This window comes from Microbacterium sp. ZW CA_36 (assembly GCF_044987475.1).
In the GTDB taxonomy this organism is placed as follows: domain Bacteria; phylum Actinomycetota; class Actinomycetes; order Actinomycetales; family Microbacteriaceae; genus Microbacterium.
Genome location: NZ_JBJDRL010000007.1, coordinates 18,837 through 37,294 on the forward strand (window position 1 = coordinate 18,837; position 18,458 = coordinate 37,294).

The 18,458-nt window shown below is 72.1% G+C and carries 19 protein-coding genes and 1 tRNA gene; 13 read left to right on the plus strand and 7 right to left on the minus strand.

From position 1 onward, the window contains the following. The first annotated feature begins 3 nt into the window (after window positions 1–3). From ACI3KX_RS05255 to ACI3KX_RS05275, 5 genes are read left to right on the plus strand one after another with little or no spacing between them, the layout of a single operon-like run. Window positions 4–2,124: a biotin carboxylase N-terminal domain-containing protein gene (locus tag ACI3KX_RS05255; protein WP_404908376.1), complete on the plus strand. Its 2,121-nt coding sequence runs from the start codon at window positions 4–6 to the stop codon at window positions 2,122–2,124. Between the two features lie 14 nt (window positions 2,125–2,138). Next, on the plus strand, window positions 2,139–3,290 hold the full coding sequence (locus tag ACI3KX_RS05260) for an acyl-CoA dehydrogenase family protein (RefSeq protein ID WP_363357460.1): 1,152 nt from the start codon (window positions 2,139–2,141) through the stop codon (window positions 3,288–3,290). Window positions 3,291–3,297: 7 nt separating this feature from the next. Continuing rightward, window positions 3,298–3,831, plus strand: a complete 534-nt coding sequence (locus ACI3KX_RS05265; protein WP_404908379.1) for a MaoC family dehydratase — start codon at window positions 3,298–3,300, stop codon at window positions 3,829–3,831. Then, a complete protein-coding gene (locus ACI3KX_RS05270) occupies window positions 3,828–4,637 on the plus strand; it encodes an HpcH/HpaI aldolase/citrate lyase family protein (RefSeq protein ID WP_404908382.1) in 810 nt (269 codons plus the stop codon). The genes ACI3KX_RS05265 and ACI3KX_RS05270 overlap by 4 nt, the downstream gene beginning before the upstream one ends. After that, a complete protein-coding gene (locus ACI3KX_RS05275) occupies window positions 4,634–4,831 on the plus strand; it encodes a hypothetical protein (RefSeq protein WP_363357457.1) in 198 nt (65 codons plus the stop codon). Before ACI3KX_RS05270 ends, ACI3KX_RS05275 begins: the two co-directional genes overlap by 4 nt. Here the strand turns inward: ACI3KX_RS05275 and ACI3KX_RS05280 are convergent. The 3 genes from ACI3KX_RS05280 to ACI3KX_RS05290 are packed head-to-tail and all read right to left on the minus strand — an operon-like array spanning window position 4,813 to window position 6,720. Then, a complete protein-coding gene (locus ACI3KX_RS05280) occupies window positions 4,813–5,193 on the minus strand; it encodes a DUF1801 domain-containing protein (protein WP_363357456.1) in 381 nt (126 codons plus the stop codon). The two genes, ACI3KX_RS05275 and ACI3KX_RS05280, sit on opposite strands and share 19 nt — an antisense overlap. 10 nt (window positions 5,194–5,203) lie before the next feature. Next, entirely contained in the window at window positions 5,204–5,827 is a 624-nt protein-coding gene (locus ACI3KX_RS05285) for a histidine phosphatase family protein (RefSeq protein ID WP_404908385.1), read from the minus strand. A 38-nt stretch (window positions 5,828–5,865) separates the two neighbouring features. Beyond that, complete coding sequence (locus ACI3KX_RS05290; RefSeq protein WP_404908388.1) at window positions 5,866–6,720, minus strand: Sir2 family NAD-dependent protein deacetylase; 855 nt, start codon at window positions 6,718–6,720, stop codon at window positions 5,866–5,868. An 81-nt stretch (window positions 6,721–6,801) separates the two neighbouring features. Between ACI3KX_RS05290 and ACI3KX_RS05295 the strand changes: the two genes are divergently transcribed. Then, entirely contained in the window at window positions 6,802–7,575 is a 774-nt protein-coding gene (locus tag ACI3KX_RS05295; RefSeq protein WP_404908391.1) for a class I SAM-dependent methyltransferase, read from the plus strand. Window positions 7,576–7,604: 29 nt separating this feature from the next. After that, window positions 7,605–8,408, plus strand: a complete 804-nt coding sequence (locus ACI3KX_RS05300; RefSeq protein WP_404908393.1) for a TrmH family RNA methyltransferase — start codon at window positions 7,605–7,607, stop codon at window positions 8,406–8,408. Between the two features lie 41 nt (window positions 8,409–8,449). Here the strand turns inward: ACI3KX_RS05300 and ACI3KX_RS05305 are convergent, their stop codons facing one another. Beyond that, window positions 8,450–9,139 carry an SDR family oxidoreductase gene (locus tag ACI3KX_RS05305; protein ID WP_363357452.1) on the minus strand — a complete coding sequence of 230 codons (690 nt, stop codon included), beginning with the start codon at window positions 9,137–9,139 and terminating at the stop codon, window positions 8,450–8,452. A 1-nt stretch (window position 9,140) separates the two neighbouring features. Continuing rightward, on the minus strand, window positions 9,141–10,031 hold the full coding sequence (locus ACI3KX_RS05310) for an SGNH/GDSL hydrolase family protein (RefSeq protein WP_349427628.1): 891 nt from the start codon (window positions 10,029–10,031) through the stop codon (window positions 9,141–9,143). Between the two features lie 167 nt (window positions 10,032–10,198). Here ACI3KX_RS05310 and ACI3KX_RS05315 point away from each other — a divergent pair, with 167 nt between their 5' ends. The 3 genes from ACI3KX_RS05315 (at window position 10,199) to ACI3KX_RS05325 (ending at window position 13,484) form a co-directional block, all read left to right on the plus strand. Continuing rightward, a complete protein-coding gene (locus ACI3KX_RS05315) occupies window positions 10,199–12,049 on the plus strand; it encodes a DEAD/DEAH box helicase (RefSeq protein WP_363357646.1) in 1,851 nt (616 codons plus the stop codon). Between the two features lie 180 nt (window positions 12,050–12,229). Then, a complete protein-coding gene (locus ACI3KX_RS05320; protein ID WP_363357451.1) occupies window positions 12,230–13,318 on the plus strand; it encodes a VIT1/CCC1 family protein in 1,089 nt (362 codons plus the stop codon). 81 nt (window positions 13,319–13,399) lie between these two features. Next, a tRNA-Leu gene (locus ACI3KX_RS05325) sits at window positions 13,400–13,484 on the plus strand. A 59-nt stretch (window positions 13,485–13,543) separates the two neighbouring features. On the opposite strand, the gene ACI3KX_RS05330 is transcribed toward ACI3KX_RS05325, so the two are convergent. Together ACI3KX_RS05330 and ACI3KX_RS05335 are read right to left on the minus strand one after the other, a co-directional pair. Next, window positions 13,544–14,146, minus strand: a complete 603-nt coding sequence (locus tag ACI3KX_RS05330; protein ID WP_349427626.1) for a response regulator transcription factor — start codon at window positions 14,144–14,146, stop codon at window positions 13,544–13,546. Further along, a complete protein-coding gene (locus ACI3KX_RS05335) occupies window positions 14,143–15,354 on the minus strand; it encodes a sensor histidine kinase (RefSeq protein WP_404908398.1) in 1,212 nt (403 codons plus the stop codon). The genes ACI3KX_RS05330 and ACI3KX_RS05335 overlap by 4 nt, the downstream gene beginning before the upstream one ends. Before the next feature lie 178 nt (window positions 15,355–15,532). Here ACI3KX_RS05335 and ACI3KX_RS05340 point away from each other — a divergent pair, with 178 nt between their 5' ends. The 3 genes from ACI3KX_RS05340 to ACI3KX_RS05350 all read left to right on the plus strand — a co-directional run bounded on the left by ACI3KX_RS05340 (window position 15,533) and on the right by ACI3KX_RS05350 (window position 18,344). Then, window positions 15,533–16,075 (plus strand): small multidrug efflux protein, encoded by a 543-nt coding sequence (locus tag ACI3KX_RS05340; protein WP_404908400.1) that lies wholly within the window; start codon window positions 15,533–15,535, stop codon window positions 16,073–16,075. A gap of 87 nt (window positions 16,076–16,162) precedes the next feature. Further along, window positions 16,163–17,464, plus strand: coding sequence for a M20/M25/M40 family metallo-hydrolase (locus ACI3KX_RS05345; RefSeq protein ID WP_363357447.1), 1,302 nt, complete (start codon window positions 16,163–16,165; stop codon window positions 17,462–17,464). Between the two features lie 58 nt (window positions 17,465–17,522). Beyond that, the gene (locus ACI3KX_RS05350; RefSeq protein WP_308867361.1) at window positions 17,523–18,344 is read left to right on the plus strand and encodes an undecaprenyl-diphosphate phosphatase; all 822 of its coding nucleotides are present in this window, start codon (window positions 17,523–17,525) and stop codon (window positions 18,342–18,344) included. Window positions 18,345–18,458 lie beyond the last annotated feature (114 nt).

The window sequence follows — 18,458 nt, forward strand, 5'->3', positions numbered from 1 at the left end:
CCCGTGACCTCTTCTCCCACCTCGGTCCGTGAGGCCCGGCCTGCGATCGTTGATCCCGTCGACGGCCCCCCGTTCGGGACCGTCCTCGTCGCCAACCGCGGCGAGATCGCACGCCGGGTGATCCGCACGCTGCGGCGGCTCGGCATCCGCTCGGTCGCCGTCTACAGCGACGCCGACGCCGACGCGCCGCACGTGCGGGAGGCCGACGTCGCGGTGCGCATCGGACCGGCGGCCGCGTCCGCGTCGTACCTCGACATCCAGGCGGTGATCGGCGCCGCGCGCGAGACCGGCGCCGAGGCCGTCCATCCGGGCTACGGGTTCCTGGCCGAGAACGCCGGCTTCGCGCGCGCGTGCGCCGAGGCCGGGATCGTGTTCATCGGCCCGGGGGAGCGTGCCCTCGACGTGATGGGCGACAAGATCCGCGCGAAGGAGCACGTGACGGCGCACGACGTCCCGACGGTCCCCGGCTTCAGCGCCGTCGGGATGACGGACGCCGAGATCGCCGGGGCGGCGGCCGAGACGGGCTATCCGCTGCTGGTCAAGCCCTCGGCCGGTGGGGGCGGCAAGGGCATGCAGGTGGTGCGCGGGGCGTCCGAGCTGCCGCAGGCGCTGGCGACGGCCCGGCGCGTGGCCGCCGCGGCGTTCGGCGACGACACGCTGCTGCTGGAGCGTCTCATCGAGCGCCCGCGCCACATCGAGGTGCAGGTGCTGGCCGACGCGCACGGCAGCGTCATCCATCTCGGCGAGCGTGAGTGCACACTGCAGCGCCGGCACCAGAAGGTCATCGAGGAAGCCCCCTCGCCGGTGGTGGATGCCGCCACCCGCGCGCGCCTCGGAGCCGCGGCGTGCGCGGCCGCCGCGAGCGTGGACTACCGCGGCGCCGGCACCGTCGAGTTCCTCGTTGCCGGCGATCGCCCCGACGAGTTCTTCTTCATCGAGATGAACACGCGACTGCAGGTCGAGCACCCGGTGACCGAGCTCGTGACCGGCGTCGACCTCGTCGAGCAGCAGCTCCTGGTCGCGGCGGGCCGTCCGCTCGCGGTCGCGCAGGACGACATCCGCCTCGACGGCCACGCGATCGAGGCCCGCGTGTACGCCGAGAGCCCCGAGCGCGGCTTCCTGCCGGCGACCGGCGACGTGCTGGTGTGGCGCGAGCCTGCCGGGGTGCGGACGGACGCCGCGGTCGAGTCGGGCAGCGTCGTCTCGTCCGACTACGACCCGATGATCGCGAAGGTGATCGCCCACGCCGGCGATCGCGCCCAGGCGATCGAGCGGCTCGGCGCCGCGCTCGCCGAGACCGTGCTGCTCGGCGTCGACAGCAACCTCGGCTTCCTGCGGGCGCTGCTGGCCGATCCGGGCGTCCGCGCCGGCGATATGGACACCGGACTGATCGACCGGATGCCGCCGTACACCGCCGCGGAGCCGGGGGAGGCGGCGCTCGCCGCCGCGGCCGTGGCCGGAGAACTCGCGCGCGTGCGCGGCGCCGAGCCGGTCCGAGCGGCGGCGGGCCCGCTGTGGCTCGCCGGCACCGGCTGGCGCGCGGGGAGCGCACCGGTCGGCCGCACGGTCGCGGTCGAGGAGGAGAACGGCGCCATCGTCGTCGTGGCCGCTCCCGACCTCGCACCGGCCTCGTTCTCCGCCATGGACCCACGACGGGCCCCGGAGCCGTCGGCCTCCGGCCGCGCCGGCTTCGTTCCGCACGGCGGATCGCACGCCACTGCGAAGGCGCCCGCCCCGGGGGTGACAGTGGCCACGGATGCCGCAGGGTGGATCTGGGTCCACGCCGGCGCCGAGACACATCGGCTGCGCGCCCTCACCCGCCGGCAGGCGATGGAGAAGCGCCTCGCCGCCCGCGAGCGCGATGCCGCCGCCACCGATCCGGAACTGCGCTCCCCGATGCCGGGCGCGGTCGTCGCGCTCCACGTGTCCGACGGCGCGGACGTCGCCGCCGGCGACCGGATCGTGACCATCGAGGCCATGAAGATGGAGCACCCCGTCGTCGCGCCCCACGCGGGCGTCGTGCGACTCGACGTCACCACCGGCGACCAGGTGCGCCGCGACCAGGTGCTCGCGCACGTCACCGCCGCAGAACCCGCCCACGAGGCATCCGACACCCCCTCCTGAAACCCGAGGCAGCCATGGACCACTTCAACCTCACCGACGACGAGCGAGAGCTCGCCCGCATGGTGCGCGACTTCGCCGACGAGGTCGTCGCCCCGCAGGCCTACGAGGCCGACCGCACGAAGACCCTGCCGATGGACGTCGTCGCCCAGATGGGCGAGCTGGGCCTGTTCGGGCTGCCGTTCCCCGAGGAGTACGGCGGGCAAGGCGGCGACTACTTCGCGCTCTGCCTCGCGATCGAGGCGCTCGGCCGCGTCGATCAGTCCATCGCCATCACGCTCGAGGCCGGCGTCAGTCTCGGTGCGATGCCGGTGTTCCGCTTCGGCACCGAGGAGCAGAAGCACGCGCTGCTGCCCGATCTGCTCGCGGGCAAGGCGCTCGCCGGTTTCGGGCTCACCGAGCCGGAAGCAGGCTCCGATGCCGGCGCGACGCGTACCACGGCCAGGCTCGAGGGCGGCGAGTGGGTGATCAACGGGTCGAAGCAGTTCATCACCAACTCGGGCACGCCCATCACCCGGTTCGTGACCGTCACGGCGGTGACCGGGGAGCAGGACGGCCGCAAGCAGATCTCGACGATCATCGTGCCGTCCGGCACCCCCGGGTTCACGGTCGAGCCCGGCTACGACAAAGTCGGCTGGCACGCCTCCGACACGCATCCGCTGACGTTCCAGGACGCGCGCGTACCCGAGGCGAACCTGCTCGGCGAGCGCGGTCGCGGGTTCGCCAACTTCCTCCACATCCTCGACGAGGGCCGCATCGCCATCGCGGCGCTGTCGACCGGTGCGGCGGAGGGATGCCTGGAGGCCGCCGTCGACTACGCCAAGAAGCGCACGGTGTTCGGCGATGCGCTCGCGACGAGGCAGGGCATCCAGTTCCTGCTCGCCCGCATGCAGCTTCGCGTGCACAACGCGCGCCTCGCGTGGCACCACGCCGCGCGGCTGCGCGACGCGGGAAAGCCGTTCAAGACCGAGGCGGCGATCGCCAAGCTCACCGCGAGCGATGCGGCGATGGACAACGCGCGCGACGCGACGCAGGTGTTCGGCGGCAACGGGTTCATGAACGAGTACCCGGTCGCACGCCACTACCGCGACTCGAAGATCCTCGAGATCGGCGAGGGCACGAACGAGGTGCAGCTGCTCGTCATCGCCCGGGCACTGGGCGTGGCGTGAGGGTAGCGTGACAGACGTGACGCCCGACGCTGCCGACAACCCCGCCGCCGGCGGCTCCGCCGAGATCGTGCAGCGGGGGCTCTGGTACGACGAGCTCGAGGTGGGTGCGACGTACCTGCATCGCCCCGGTCGCACGGCCACCGAGGCGGACAACGTGCTGTTCTCCTCGCTCACGATGAACACGCAGGCGCTGCACCTGGATGCCGCGTTCTCCGAGTCGCAGCCGTTCGGTCAGCGCCTCATGAACTCGATGTGGACGCTGGCGACGATGGTCGGGGCATCCGTCTCGCAGATCACGCAGGGCACGCTCGTCGCCCAGCTCGGCCTCACCGACATCTCGTTCCCGGCGCCCCTGTTCCACGGCGACACGCTGTACACCGAGACCGAGGTCCTCGACAAGCGGCTCTCAGCCTCGCGGCCCGGGCAGGGCATCGTGACGCTTCGTCACACCGGACGCAACCAGCGCGGCGACGTCGTCGCGGTGGCCACGCGGACCGCCCTGATGTGGTGCGCGCCGCAGACCCCCGAGAGGACCCCATGAGCTTCGACCTCGGCCCCGCGCTGCTGTTCTGCCCCGCAGACCGGCCAGAGCGGTACGCGAAGGCGTTCGACCGTGCGGATGCCGTCATCCTCGACCTGGAGGACGCGGTGGCGCCCGCCGACAAGACGGCGGCCCGGGGCCACCTCATCGAGTCCGAGCTGGACCCGGCCCGCGTCATCGTGCGCGTCAATCCGCCCGAGACCGACGCGTTCGCCGCCGATCTCGCCACCCTCTCGCAGACCGACTACCGGCGCATCATGGTCGCCAAGTCCGAGTCGCCCAAGCGCATCAAGCGCATCGACGCCCGGTTCGAGGTCATCGCGCTGTGCGAGACCGCGAAGGGAGTCGCCCAGGCCGACCGGATCGCGGCGCTCGACAACGTGGTCGCGCTGATGTGGGGCGCCGAGGACCTGGTAGCCAGCCTCGCCGGCACATCCAGCCGCAAGCCGAACGGCCGCTATCGCGACATCGCACGCTACGCCCGCTCGCACGTGCTGCTCGCGGCGGGCGCACGCGGCAAGGCGGCGATCGACGCGGTGCACCTCGACATCGACGACGCGAAGCGCCTGGGCATCGAGGCGGCGGATGCCGCGGCATCCGGATTCCGCGCGACGGCGTGCATCCACCCGAGCCAGGTGGCCCTGATCCGGGCTGCCTATCAGCCGGACGAGAAGACGGTGGCGTGGGCGCGCGCCGTGCTCGCCGCCGCCGAGCACGAGCGCGGGGTGTTCTCGTACAAGGGGCGCATGGTCGACGAGCCGGTGCTGCGGCACGCACGCGGCGTGCTCGCGCGCGCGGACGGATGAGCGCGGAGTCGGAGCTCACCCCGCGGATCGGCACGGTCGCGCGGCGCGAGCTGGCGGTCCACGGTGTCACCCGGTACGACGAGCTCACGATGCGCTCACGGGCGGAGCTGCTCGCGATCCACGGCGTCGGCCCCAAGGCGGTCCGCATCCTCGGCGAGGAACTCGCCGCGCGGGGTCAGTCGTTCGCCGGCTGACGCACGCGCTCGTCGGCGATCGCGCGCGCGACGCGGCCGATGAGCTCGTCGGGCATGGGCTTCGCATGGGGGAAGACCACCGAGTCCTTCTCGGCCCGGTACGGCGCGATCTCGGCCTCGAGCGGCGCGGGCAGCGGGGGCACGGGGTAGAGACCGATGTGCTTCTTCCAGCCGGCGAAGTGCAGCGCGTACCGGCCGCCGAGCATGACGGCGGCGATGCCGTAGCGCATCTTCTCCTCGGGTGCGGTGCCCGACGCCGCCGTGACGGCATCGACGATCTCTGCGCGCACCCTGATCAGGCGGGCGGACACCTCGGGCGGGAAGCCGGCGATGTATTCGTCGACGGTGGCGGCGGCGGCCATGGCGCCGAGCCTAGGCGACGAGTCCCGCGTACGTCACGAGCCGCAGGTGATCGCGCTCGTAGACGAAGTCGTGCGTCGACCCGTTGGCGAGGCGCTCGCCCGCGGGCGGCAGCTCGCCGGCCGTGGCGTGGCGGATCAGCTCCCGGATCAGCGCGCCGTGACTCACGACGATGAGGTTCGCGGCCGCAGGCGCGGTCGCGCGGCGGTGATCGCGGACCACGCGGCCGAGAGCCGCGATGCCCCGCCGGCGCAGCTCCGGCCACGGCTCGGCTCCGGGAATCTCGGCGCTGTGCCAGTCGCCCCAGCGGGCGCGGAACTCCTCCACGTCGATGCCCTCCGCCTCTCCGTACGAGCGCTCGCGCAGTCCGCGATACGTCCGCGGTGCGGCGAGGCCGAGCTCGGCGGCGATGATCTCGGCCGTCTCGCGGGCACGGGCGAGATCGCTCGAGACGATCGTCGCCGGCACGACCCCCGCCCGTCGATCAACACCGCCGAGGCGCTCGCGCAGCACGGCCGCGGTGGCGCGGGCCTGCGAGCGGCCCGTGTCGTTGAGGGGGATGTCGGTCGCACCCTGGATCCGCCGATCGCGGTTCCAGTCGGTCTCGCCGTGGCGGATCAGGGTGAGAGCGGTCATGCGACGACCCTACCCGGGCCGCCTGGACGCGAGATGCGTCAGGCGAGGGACGGGAGGCCGTCGGCCAGTGCCCGGAGGACCTCACTCGTGCCGGCGTCGATCTTGACCGACGCGCGGGCGTCGGCGCGGGTGACGCCGCGGTTCACGATCACGACCGGCAGGCGCCGGCGGCGCGCACGCTCGAGGAGTCGGATGCCGGAGTTCACGACGAGCGAGGAACCGGCGATGAGGAGGGCTCCGCTCGTGTGCACCAGCTGCTCGGCTTCCCGGAACTTCTCTGCCGGGATGAACTCTCCGAAGAAGACGACGTCGGGCTTCAGCATCCCGCCGCACACGCTGCAGGCCGGGATGCGGAATCCTTCGGTGCTCTCGGGGAGCACGTCGCCGTCAGGCCCCAGCGCGACGTTCTCGGGGACGCGGATCCACGGATTGTCGTCTTCGACGCGGCGGGCGAGGTCGCGGCGGTCGAACACCTGCCCGCAGTGCGTGCAGAAGATGCGGCGCATCGTGCCGTGCAGCTCCACCACGCGCCGGCTGCCGGCCCGGACGTGAAGGCCGTCGACGTTCTGCGTGACGACACCGGTGGCGAGCCCGCGCGCCTCGAGGTCGGCGATCGCCCGATGACCGGGGTTGGGCTCGGCCGCCGCGAACGCCTTCCAGCCGAGGTGGCTGCCCACCCAGTACCGCCGCCGAGAGGTGTCGCTGGAGAGGAACTGCTCGACCGTCATGGGCGTCCGCACCGGTGCGCCCGCGCCCCGATAGTCGGGGATGCCGGAATCCGTGGAGACGCCGGCGCCGGTCAGCACCGCGATGCGGCGGCCCGAGAGCGTGGCGATCGCCTCAGCCACGGCATCCGTCGTCCGGGCGTCCAGTCCGGGCGAAATCGTCGTCACGGCGCACCCCCTTCGCGTCGAGTGTAGGCCCCTCGGTTTTCCGGGATGTTACGGCGGCCCCCCGCGTGCCAGGATGAGCGCGTGGGCAGCTTCGGCGGTGTCAGCGCGGAGGCGTACGCGCGGTTCATGGGCCGCTTCTCTGCGCCGCTGGCCGTGCCGTTCGCCACGGTGGGGCTCGAAGGCGTGCACCCCGGGACACGTGTGCTGGACGTCGGCTGCGGACCGGGCATGCTCACGCTCGAGCTCGCGCGACGCCGGGGAGCGGCGGCAGTGAGCGCGGTGGATCCCGAACCGGTGTTCGCAGCGGCGACCGCCGAGGCCTGCCCCGGGGCGGATGTGCGCGTGGCCGCCGCCGAGGACCTCCCGTTCGGCGACGGGGAGTTCGGGGCAGCGCTCGCGCAGCTCGTCGTGCACTTCATGACCGATCCGGTGCGGGGCGTCGGTCAGATGGCGCGCGTGACCGCCGTCGGCGGACGTGTCTCGGCGTGCGTGTGGGATCACGCCGGGGGCGGTGGGCCCCTCTCGGACTTCTGGCGCATCGCGCGCCGTCTCGACGCCGGTGTACGCGGCGAGGCTTCCCTCAGCGGTGCCGCCGAAGGACAGCTGGTCGAGATCTTCGAGCGCGCGGGCCTCGGGGACGTGACGCAGACGGTCGTCGAGAGCACCGTGGCGCTGCGCGGCTTCGACGACTGGTGGCAGCCGTTCCTCCTCGGCGTCGGGCCGGCGGGGCGCTACGTCGCGACACTCGATGCGGCCGGCGTGGCCCGGCTGGAGCGCGCCCTGCGCGAGGAGCTCGGCGACGGGCCCTTCGCGGTGACGGCTCGGGCCTGGACGGCGGTCGGCACGCGCGTCTGAGCCGTCGGCGCGTGCGACGATGGGACCCGATGCACGCGATCCACATCACCGACGCCGCGGACGAACGACTCGCGGACTACCGCGATCTCACCGATGTCGCGCTCCGGCGCGTGCTCGAGCCCGAAGGTGGCCTGTACATCGCCGAGTCCGCCAAGGTCATCGCGCGCGCGCTCCGGGCGGGGCATCGCCCGCGATCGGTGCTCGTGCAGGAGAAGTGGCTCGGCGATATCGAGCAGGTGCTCGCCGACACAGCGGCGCCGGTCTACGTCGTCGCTCCGGAGATCGCCGAAGCCCTCACCGGCTACGCCGTGCACCGGGGCGCCCTCGCGTCGATGCATCGGCCGGAGCTGCCGACCGTCGCCGAGGTGGTCGCCGGCGCACGGCTCGTCGTCGTGCTCGAGGACATCGTCGACCACACCAATGTCGGCGCCATCTTCCGCGCGGCCGCCGGGCTCGGTGCCGATGCGGTGCTCGTCAGCCCGCGCTGCGCCGACCCGCTGTACCGTCGCAGTGTGCGGGTGAGCATGGGGACGGTGTTCCAGGTGCCGTGGACGAGGCTGCCCGAGTGGAGAGAAGCGGGTGCCGTGCTGCACGAGTCCGGGTTCACGCTCGCAGCCCTCGCGCTCGCCCACGACGCCGTCGCGCTCGACGAGTTCAGCGCTCGGCGGCCCGAGCGGGTCGCGCTGATGCTGGGCGCTGAGGGGGACGGCCTCTCCCGTAGCGCGCTCCAGGTCGCCGACACGGTCGTCACGATCCCGATGACCGCGGGCGTGGACTCGCTCAACGTGGCTGCGGCGAGCGCGGTCGCGCTGTGGGAGCTGCGGACGCGCTGACCTGCGTCGCGCCGAGGTCACGCCGGCGGGGCGGCGTCCGCTCAGGCGCCCGGGCGGATCGTCAGCTCGGTGAGGTCCGCATCCCGTGGCAGATCCAGCGCTGCGAGGATCGCGGAGACGACCGAGGCCGGCTCGATCCACTGGGAGGCGTCGTAGTCCGCGCCCTCCTGCTGGTGCACCTTCTCCTGCATGGGCGTCGCCGTGCGTCCCGGGTACACCGTCGTCACGCGCACGCCGTGGGCGCGCTCCTCCTCACGGAGCGCATCGGCGATGGCGCGGACCGCGAACTTGCTCGCGGCGTACGAGCCCCATTCGGGACTCACCCGCAGCCCGGCGCCCGAGTTCACGAACACCACGCGCCCGCGCGCGGCGCGCAGGGCGGGAAGCATCAGCCGCGTCAGCTCGGCGGGCGAGACGGCGTTCACGTTCAGCTGATGCTGCCAGGTCGCGACGGGCGTCTCGCCGACGGCGCCGAGCTCGACGACGCCGGCCACGTGGATCAGCGAGTCGAGCTGCGGCGGCACGCTCTGGTGACTGAACGCCCACGACAGGCGTGCCGGGTCGGAGAGGTCGCCCACGAGAGTCTGCGCGTCGGGAAAGCGTTCGCGCAGCTGTACCGCGCGACCGGCATCGCGCACGAGCAGCCAGAGGTCGTCACCGCGCTCGGCGAGCCGCTCGGCGAGCGCCGCGCCGATCCCGGATCCTGCTCCGGTGACGAGATGCGTCGCCACCTCAGACCTCCTCGGGGCGGTCCGCGAGGTCCGCGTCGCCCGTGGGCGCCGATCGGGAACCCTGCTGCCCGGGCGCCAGCGTGATGACCGGCAGCGGGTCGGGGCGCTTGGCCGTCACATGATCGCCCGACGACTGGTGACGCACGCGCCGCAGCACCCACGGCACCAAGTACTCCCGCGCCCACACCAGGTCGACCGCGCGCGCCTCGCGCCACGTGCGGAGGGGGAGCGGGTCGGGCTGCATCGGCTGCAGGTCGTTCGGGACGTTCAGCGCCCGCAGCACCATGCGCGCCACCTCGTGATGGCCGAGGGTGTTGTAGTGCAGACGGTCGTCATCGAAGAAGCGCATGTCCTGCACCTCTTTCAGCGCCCACTGGTCCGCCACGATGCAGTCGTACCGGTCGGCTATCGCACGGATGTTCTCGTTGTAGATGGCGACCTTGCCCCGGATACCGCGGAAGACCGGCGTGAACGCGGTGTCGATGCCCGTGAAGACGACCACCGTGGCGTGGTCGCGCGAGAGCCGCACGACGGCGTCCTCGAAGAGCTGCGCGACCCGGTCGGGGTCGCCGTTCGGGCGGATGACGTCGTTGCCGCCCGCCGAGAACGTCACGAGGTCGGGCTTGAGGGCGATGGCCGGCTCCACCTGTTCGTGGACGATCTGGGAGATGAGGCGCCCGCGGACGGCGAGATTGGCGTACGCGAAGTCGTCCACCTGCTCCGACAGCACCTCGGCGACCCGGTCCGCCCACCCCCGGACGCCGTTCGGCGCCGCCGGCTCGCGATCGCCCACCCCCTCGGTGAACGAGTCGCCCAGGGCGACATAGCGCCGCCAGGGGTGCGTCTCGGCGTTCTCGGCGTAGGGGGCGCGGGGATCTTCTGTCGTGGGCATCCGTCTTCCGTTCCTCGGCTCGTGACCGAGAGTCAGGCTACCCCCGGTCGCCGACCCTCGATGTCGTGCCGGTCGTCTATCGTGGTGACTCGTTGTCTACGGGGGAGGTGCATTCGGTGACGGACGAAACGACGATCGAAGCGCAGGTCGCGTCCCCCTCGACCCCGATCGCCGATCCGCACAGCGCCGAGCCGCACATCGGCAGCTTCGCAGCCGAGCACCTGTCGCCGACCTACCCGCAGCGCGCACCGTGGGGCACCGCCCAGCGCCTGCGCGCTTGGCAGGCCGAGGCGCTCGACCTGTACTTCGGGATGGACGGCCCCGACGGACCCGGCGGCGGTCCGCGCGACTTCCTCGCGGCGGCGACGCCGGGCGCCGGCAAGACGACGTTCGCCCTGCGCCTGGCGAGCGAGCTCCTGCGGCGCCGCATCGTCAACCGCGTCGTCGTGGTCGCGCCGACCGAGCACCTCAAGACCCAGTGGGCGGATGCCGCGGCCCGCGTCGGCATCCGCCTCGACCCCGCCTTCAGCAACCGTCACGTCGCCCCGGCACGCCAGTACCACGGCGTCGCCGTGACGTACGCGCAGGTCGCGGTGAAGGCATCCGTCCATCAGCGTCTGACGATGGACGCGCGCACGCTGGTGATCCTCGACGAGGTGCACCATGGCGGCGACGCGCTGAGCTGGGGCGACGCGCTGCGCGAGGCCTACGCACGCGCGACCCGGCGTCTGCTCCTCAGCGGAACACCGTTCCGCAGCGACACCGCGCCGATCCCGTTCGTCGAATACCACCCTGATCCCAAGGGCATCCGGGTCTCGCGCAGCGACTACGCGTACGGCTACCGCCGCGCGCTCGAGGACGGCGTGGTCCGCCCGGTGATCTTCCTCGTGTACGCGGGCCACATGCGGTGGCGCACCAAGACCGGCGACGAGATGGAGGCGCATCTCGGGCAGGACAACACCAAGGACATCACCTCGCAGGCCTGGCGCACCGCGCTCGACCCGGAGGGCGACTGGATTCCCGCGGTACTCCGATCGGCCGACCGGCGCCTCACCGAGGTGCGCGAGCACGTGCCGGATGCCGGCGGACTGGTGATCGCGACGGACCAGACCGCCGCGCGCGCGTATGCCGCGATCCTGCGCGAGATCAGCGGCGAGGCTCCGACGGTGGTGCTGTCGGACGAGGCCGAGGCGTCGAGCCGCATCGAGGAGTTCTCCGCCTCGACGAGCCGGTGGATGGTCGCCGTGCGGATGGTGTCGGAAGGCGTGGACGTGCCCCGCCTCGCCGTCGGCGTCTACGCCACGAGCGCGTCGACTCCGCTCTTCTTCGCCCAGGCGATCGGCCGCTTCGTGCGCGCCCGCCGCCGTGGCGAGACCGCGAGCGTGTTCCTTCCCAACGTGCCGCAGCTGCTCGGCCTCGCCAACGAGATGGAGCGGCATCGCGATCACGCGCTCGACCGCGACAGTGACGGCGAGGACGAATGGAACGCCGAAGAAGACCTGATGGACGCGGCCGAGCGCGAAGACAAGGCGTCGGACGCGCTCACCGAGGAGTTCACGTACCAGGCGCTCGGCTCGCTCGCACACTTCGACCGGGTGCTGTTCGACGGCAAGGAGTTCGGTCAGCTCGCCGTTCCCGGCACGCCCGAGGAGGAGGAGTTCCTGGGCATCCCCGGCCTGCTCGAACCCGAACACGTGCACGAGCTGCTCATGCAGCGGCAGTCCCGCCAGACCCGCCACCGCCACGCCCGTGAAGCGCATGATCGCCAGGCTGAGCAGGCGGGGTCGGAAGGCGCTCCGGAGCAGCCCGCTCTGCCTCAGGCCCTGCACCGCACACTCAAGGAGCAGCGGCAGCTGCTCAACAGCCTCGTCGGCCTCTATGCCCGCCAGACCGGCGAGGCGCACGGGCTGGTGCACGCCGAGCTGCGGCGCATCTGCGGCGGCCCCGCGGTGTCGCACGCCACTGTCGCGCAGCTGCAGTCGCGGATCGACGTGCTGCGCAAGCGCGTCCGCTCCTGACGCGGGCGCCCGCCCGCTCCACCAGCCCCATCCCGGGTGGACCCCGTGCCGAGCGCGCGTGCACGGGCCGATCACGCAGCCGTTCGGAGCCCCGAAATGCTGGCAATCCTCGATTTCGGCGCGGACGCCCTCGGCACGATGGCTAGCGTTGACGGGTCCCGCACCCCGACTGGAGGCTCCGTGAGCACGCCCGCCGCACCCACCGATCGCGATCGGCGCCGCTGGGCGACGTATCTCGTCAACGAGCGCGCCGAGGCACGCGTGTACCGCGAGCTCGCCGGTCGGCGCAGCGGCGAGGAGCGCGAGATCCTCCTCGCGCTCGCCGAGGCGGAGGGCCGCCACGAGGCGCACTGGCTCGGGCTGCTGGGGGCGGAGCCCGCCCGGCTGCCGCGACCCGACGTGCGCACGCGACTGCTCGGCTGGATGGCGAAGAGCTTCGGGTCGATCTTCGTGCTGGCCCTCGCGCAGAACGCCGAGGCGCGCTCGCCGTACGACGACGAGCCGTTCGCGACCGCCACGATGGCGGCGGACGAGAAGGTGCACCACGAGGTCGTGCGCGGCCTCGCCGCGCGCGGCCGCCGCCGTCTGTCGGGGACCTTCCGGGCGGCGGTCTTCGGCGCGAACGACGGCCTGGTGTCGAACCTCGCCCTCGTGATGGGCATCGGAGCGACCGGCGTATCGAGCCAGTTCGTGCTCTTCAGCGGCATCGCCGGCCTCCTCGCGGGCGCGTTGTCGATGGGCGCGGGCGAGTTCGTCTCGGTGCGGTCGCAGCGCGAGCTCCTGGCCGCCACCGAACCGAGCGACTTCGCCGACAGCGGGATCCCGCATCTCGACATCGACGCCAACGAGCTGGCGCTCGTGTACCGGACGCGCGGGATGCCGGAGGCCGAAGCATCCGCTCGCGCGAGGCGCGTCGTCGAGGCGGCGCGGTCCGCGGGGCAGGGCAGCGCCGACACCGGGCCGATCGTCGTCGCCGATCACGGCGAGGTCGTCGGCAGCGCGTGGGCCGCTGCGCTGTCGAGCTTCCTCTTCTTCGCGTCCGGCGCGATCATCCCGGTGCTGCCCTGGATCTTCGGGCTCTCGGGTCTCGCCGCCGTCGTGCTCGCGCTGGTGCTCGTCGGGATCGCGCTCATGTCGACCGGCGCCGCGGTGGGCCTGCTGTCGGGCGCTCCGCCGCTCCGCCGGGCGCTGCGGCAGCTGGCCATCGGATTCGGCGCCGCCGCCGTCACGTACCTCCTCGGGCTGCTCTTCGGCGTCTCGATGGGGTGACGCGCCCGGGTGCCGAGCGATTCGTTGAACCTCCGGTGACGTGGTAATGTCATTCCTCGGTTGCGAAACCGGAAACCACTTGCGCGGGTGGCGGAATAGGTAGACGCGCTAGCTTGAGGTGCTAGTGCCCGTATAGGGCGTGGGGGTTCAAGTCCCCCCTCGCGCACAGAAAGTCGAAGGCCCCCGAAAGGGGGCCTTCGTCGTTGCGGAGGCGCGCCGGCCGGTTCAGATCCAGCCGCGCTCCTCGGCGAGCAGGACGGCCTGCTGGCGCGTGCTCACGGCGAGCTTGCTCAACACCGCCGACACGTGGTTGCGCACGGTTCCGGGCGCGAGCGAGAGCGTGCGAGCGATCTGTCCGGTCGTCTCGCCGCGCCGTCCGGCGCGCAGAACGTCGAGTTCGCGGTCGGTCAGCGGGCAGCGTTCGTCGCTCAGCGCGTCGGCGGCGACCTCGGGGTCGACGTAGCGTCCGCCGGCCGCGACTCGTCGGATGACCTCCGCCACCTCGTCGGCCCCGCGAGACTTGGGGATGAACCCCGACACGCCCGACGCAAGTGCTCGCCGCAGTACGCCGGGGCGCGCGTGCCGCGTCACCACGATGCAGCGCGTGGCGACGCTGCGCGTCACCCGTGCGGCGACCTCGACGCCGTCCAGGCCCGGCATCTCGAGATCGAGAAGGCAGACGTCGGGGGAGAGGCGCAGTGCTGCGCTCACCGCTTCGTCTCCGTCGGCGCACTCCGCGACGACCTCGATGTCGGGCTCGAGGCGCAGGAGGGCGGCCAGAGCGGAGCGGATCATCGCCTCGTCGTCCGCGAGAAGCACCCGGATCACCGGGACTCCTCCGGCGACACAGGGACGGCTACGGCGACGGCGAACTCCTGCGGGCGGCGCCGTATCTCGACGGACCCGCCGCCGTCCTCGACCCGACGGCCGATCCCCTCCAGCCCCGCGCCGTCGGCGCTGGGCGAGGCATCGGCGGCATCGTTCTCGATCTCGTAGCGCCAGGCATCCGCGTCGCGCGTCAGCGAGAGGCGCGCCCACCGGCCGCCACCGTGGCGCAGCGCGTTGGTGGTGGTCTCACGGATGACGGGACCGAGAACGGATGCCGGAGCCCGGTCCGCGTCGGCATGCACCGTCACCTGCACCGACGTGCCCGCCGCGCGCAGCAGATCTGCGGCGTTCTCGATCTCGACCGTCAAGGGCACGGAGCGGAAGCGAAGAGCGAGGTCTCGCGTGCCCTGGCGCGCCTCGTCGACGCTCTGCCGCGCGGCCCGCAGCTGGGTGAGGGCCGCATCCGGATCGTTCGGCATGAGGCGTTCGGCGAGTTCCAGCTGGAGTGCGATCACCTGCAGGTGGTGACCCTGAAGGTCGTGGACGTCGGTGGCGACGCGCAGCCGCTCCTGCGTCGCTGCGAGGCGGGACTCGGAGGCGCGGGCGCGGTCGACTGTCATGAGAACGTCCCACCACCACAGCGACAGCACCGTCATGCCGGGGAGAGTGACGGAGAAGAACCCGAGCAGCCACCAGGTCGAGCTCGCGTCGGGAGGCATGGTCGCACGGCTGTCGACGAACCACAGGGCGGCGAGGAGCGCCGTCGCGGCGATCACGGCGCGTCCCCGGACTCCAGCCGGCCAGTTGAGGAGCACCAGGGCCTGGATGAGCGGAAGGACGCCCATCAGCCACAGCCCCGACACCAGACCCGCGAGCAGACCGAAGCACGCGGCGACCAGCAGCGGCGCGAGCGCCCTCGGCCACCGCGCGAGCGGACTCTGCTCGGTCCGCTGCCGGTAGTCGTGCAGCAGCAGGAACGTCGAGAGCCACCACACGAGCCCGCTGAGGCCGACCGTCGCCACCGTGGCGGCATCTCGGCCCGCCTCGACGAGCGCGCCGGTCCAGACGACCACGATCATGAACTCCAGGAACACGACCGCCGAAACGGTGTACCACCAGGTAGCGGTGATCCCGCGCGACAGGCGCAGCCGTCCGTGTCGTTGCGCCGCCGTCTCGGTGTCCGCCGCCGGCACGGGGGAGGTGCTCATGGGTCCCACCCTAGGTCCATGACACATGTCATGGCCGGGGCGTGCGAACCGTCCGGAAAGCGGTGACAGCCCGGCACTTCCGGCATCCGCGGTGCGCCGATGGACTGGTCTTGCGACGGAGGAACCCCGGCCACCGTCGCCATCAGGATCGGCCCGCATCGACCATCAGGAGCACATCATGAGTCTCGTCGACACCTTCCAGGACCTCGTCGCCCAGGTGCCCGACCTCGTCCAGCCGCTCATCGTCGCCGCAGCGGGCGCCGTCCCGTTCATCGAGGGCGAGGGCGCGGCCGTGATCGGAATCATCGGCGGCATCCATCCTGCGATCGCCGCCGCGGCCGGCATCGTCGGCAATTTCGTGTGCGTCACCGTGCTCGTGCTGCTGACGGCGCGGACACGCTCGGCGGTCGTCACACGCACCCGCACGCGCCGGCTCGTCGCGGCCGGTGGAGGCGATATCGCCGACGTCTCGTCGCCTCCCGTCGGCGATGAGCGCGGTTCGGCGCGCAAGGCCAAGTTCCAGCGGGCGCTCGAGCGCTACGGCGTTCCCGGCGTCAGCCTGCTCGGACCGCTGCTGCTGCCCACGCAGTTCACGGCGACGATGCTCGCCGGTGCGGGCGTGAAGACCGCACGCATCCTCTTCTGGCAGGGCCTGGCGATCGTCGCGTGGACGACCCTGCTGACGTTCGTCGTGGGGGGCGCGATGTATGTCGTGCACTGAGCGGCGACGCGCGAGGTGGTTTCGGGGCGGCGCGACAGGCGACCGCCCCGAAGCGCGTCGGTCACACGGTCGGGTAGGTTTGTCCGCATGCCCTCACCCGATCTCGGCCTCCCCGAAGTCGCTTCGGTGGCACGGGATCTGATCCGCTTCGACACGACGAACCACGGTGGCGGGCGCGCCGCGGGGGAGCGCGAGGCCGCGGAGTACGTCGGCGCGTACCTGTCGGACCTCGGACTGGCACCGGAGTACTACGAGCCGATCCCGCGCCGCACCAACGTCATGGCGCGCGTGCCGGGGCGCAATCGCGACAAGCCGGCGCTCGTGCTGCACGGCCACCTCGACGTCGTCCCGGCCATCGCCGAGGACTGGAGCGTCGACCCGTTCGAGGGCGTCGTCCGCGACGGGATGCTGTGGGGCCGCGGTGCGGTGGACATGAAGGACATGGATGCCATGATCCTGACCTCGGTCGCCGACATCCTCCGCTCCGGCGGGCAGCCGGAGCGGGACCTCGTGCTGGCGTTCTTCGCCGACGAGGAGAACGGCGGCGTCGAGGGGTCCGCGCTCGTCGTCGAGGACCGCCCAGGCTGGTTCGAGGGTGCGACGGAGGCGATCAGCGAGGTGGGCGGCTACTCCATCCCGCTCGGCGATCGTCACGCGTACCTCCTCCAGGTGGGGGAGAAGGCCCTGGTGTGGATCCGGCTCGTCGCCCGCGGCCGCGCCGCCCACGGCTCCAGCTTCCACTCCGACAACGCGGTGACACGCCTCGCCGAGGCCGTCGCGGCCCTCGGCCGCACCGCGTGGCCGGTGACGCTCACCGACACCACCCGCGAGATGACCGCGCGACTGGCGGAGCTCACGGGCCAGGCCGCCGGCGACCCCGACGCTGTCGCGGCTGCTGCGGGTGCGGCATCCGGATTCCTCCGCTCGACGCTGCGCACCACGACGAATCCGACCGGACTGATCGCCGGCTACAAGCACAATGTGATCCCCGACCGCGCCGAGGCGCTGGTCGACGTCCGCGTGCTGCCCGGCACCGAGCAGGCCGCCCTCGCCGACATCCGCCGCATCGTCGGCGACGGCGTGGACGTCGAGGTGGTCCACCAGGACATCGGTCTCGAGGTCCCGTTCTCGGGAGACCTCGTCGACGCGATGGTGGCGGCGCTGGGCCGCCACGACCCCGGCGCGCCGGTCGTGCCGTACCTCATGGGCGGCGGCACCGACAACAAGGCGCTGGCCGCGCTCGGCATCTCGGGCTACGGCTTCGCCCCCCTCCGCCTCCCGGCCGATCTCGACTTCACCGGCATGTTCCACGGCGTCGACGAGCGCGTCCCGATCGACGCGCTGGTCTTCGGCCAAGCTGTGCTCACCGACCTGCTCCGCACCTACTGAAGTCCCCGTCGGGCGCCGCGACTGCGCGGCATCCGTCAGGCCCGTCTGAAAGGCGCCCATGCTTCTCGAAGCGATCATCCTCGGCTTCGTCCAGGGACTGACCGAATTCCTGCCGATCTCCTCGAGCGCCCACCTGCGCATCCTCGGCGAGTTCCTGCCGTCGGCGCAGGATCCCGGCGCCGCGTTCACCGCGATCACGCAGATCGGCACGGAGGCTGCGGTCGTGGTGTTCTTCTGGCGCGACATCGTGAGGATCATCGGACACTGGTTCCGCGCCCTGTTCGGCCGGATCCCGCGCAACGACCCCGACGCGAAGCTCGGCTGGCTCATCATCATCGGCAGCATCCCGATCGTCGTGCTCGGCCTTCTCTTCCAGGACCAGATCGAGACCGTGCTGCGGTCGCTGTGGATCACCGCCGGCATGCTGATCTTCTTCGGCGTGCTGCTCGGCATCGCCGATCACGTCGGAGCCAAGAAGCGCAAGCTCCAGGACATCACGATCGGCCACGGCGTGATCTACGGCTTCGCCCAGTCGCTCGCGCTCATCCCCGGCGTGTCGCGGTCGGGCGGCACCATCACCGCCGGTCTCTTCATGGGATACGAGCGCGCGGCCGCCGCCCGCTACGCGTTCCTGCTCGCGATCCCCGCCGTCTTCGGCAGCGGCTTCTTCCAGCTCTTCAAGAGCCTCGACGAGCCGGGCGTGTTCACGCTCGGCGAGACCGCCGTGGCGACGGGCGTCGCGTTCATCGTGGCGCTGGGAGTGATCGCGTTCTTCATGAGCTGGATCTCCAAGCACAGCTTCCTGCCGTTCGTGGTGTACCGCGTCGCGCTGGGCTCGCTGCTCCTCGTGCTGCTCAGCATGGGCGTCATCAACCCCTGACCTTCAGCCCGTCGTCGAGCGAGCTTGCGAGACGAAACGTCGCCGACCTGCGCTGATCGTGAGTCCGTGGCGTTTCGTCTCGCTCGTGCCTCGCTCGCTCAACGACCGGGTCTC